Raw genomic sequence first — 1102 nt, forward strand, 5'->3', positions numbered from 1 at the left:
TCGGCCGCGGCATGCGCGGCGCCCTCGATGTCGAAGCGCAAGGTGGTCAGCGGCGGGTCCATCAGCGCGAAGGCATCGTCGGTGCCGATGCCCACCACCGACAGCTGCGCCGGAATGCGCAGGCCGCGTTCGCGCGCGCTGCGCAGCGCGCCCGACAGCAGCCGCGTGCCGAGCGCGATCAGCGCGGTGGGCGGTGCCGCGAGCGCGAGCATCGCGTCCATCTGCGCGGCCGAGGACTCGATGGCCGAGCTCAGCATGCACACCAGCGCCTCGTCATAGCCGAGGCCCGCGCGCCGCAGGCCGTCGCGGTAGCCGAGCAGCTTCTCGCGCCCGGGCCGGATCGCGGGATTGGGACCGAACAGCGCGATGCGCCGGTGGCCCAGCGACACCAGGTAGTCGACCGCCGTGGCCACGCCCTGGCGGTGGTCCTGGCAGACCGCGTCGGCCTCGAAGCCGGTCTCGCGGTCGAGCACCACCAGCGGCAGCTTGCAGCGCGCGAAGGCGTCCTGTGCCGCGGGCAGGTCCTCCCGGCTCGGCGAGACGAACACGCCCTCGAGCCGCCGGTTCTCGAACAGGTGCAGCAGCTGCGCCTCGCGCTGCGGCTGGTCGAAGGTGCTGCCGACCAGCACCGAGAAGCCCTCGGACTGCAGCCGCGCCTCGACCGCCGCGAAGAAGGCCGAGAGGAAGGGATTGGCCATGTTCGAGACCATGAAGCCGATCGCCTTGCTGCGCCCGGTCTTCAGGTGCCGCGCGCTGAAGTTCGGCACGTAGCCGATGCCCTGCGCGGCCTTCTCGACGCGCTTGCGCACCTCGGCGCTGACGTAGCCGCTGTGGTTGAGCACGCGCGAGACGGTGGCCACCGAGGTCTCGGCGGCGCGCGCCACGTCGCGCAGAGAGACTGCCTGGCTGGGCGTTCGGCTCATAGTTTTCCCTTATGCAAACGTTCCATGGATTGCGGCCTCCCGCGCGCTCACTTTAACCTTGGAATCGATATGGAAACGTTCTCAGAAACAAGGCACGATTTCGCCGGCCGCACGGTGCTGGTGGTAGGTGGCGGCCAGGCTGCCGGCGGCGATCCCCAACTCGTGGGCAACGGCCGCGC

The 1102-nt window shown here is 70.5% G+C and carries 1 protein-coding gene; it reads right to left on the bottom strand.

All coding sequences use genetic code 11. The features are described from left to right. A partial coding sequence (locus tag AC27VN_RS42110) for a LacI family DNA-binding transcriptional regulator (RefSeq protein WP_490880609.1) occupies positions 1 to 923 on the bottom strand: 923 nt, incomplete at its 3' end. Positions 924 to 1102 lie beyond the last annotated feature (179 nt).

It is taken from the genome of Variovorax sp. 20P10.2.4, assembly GCF_058244205.1.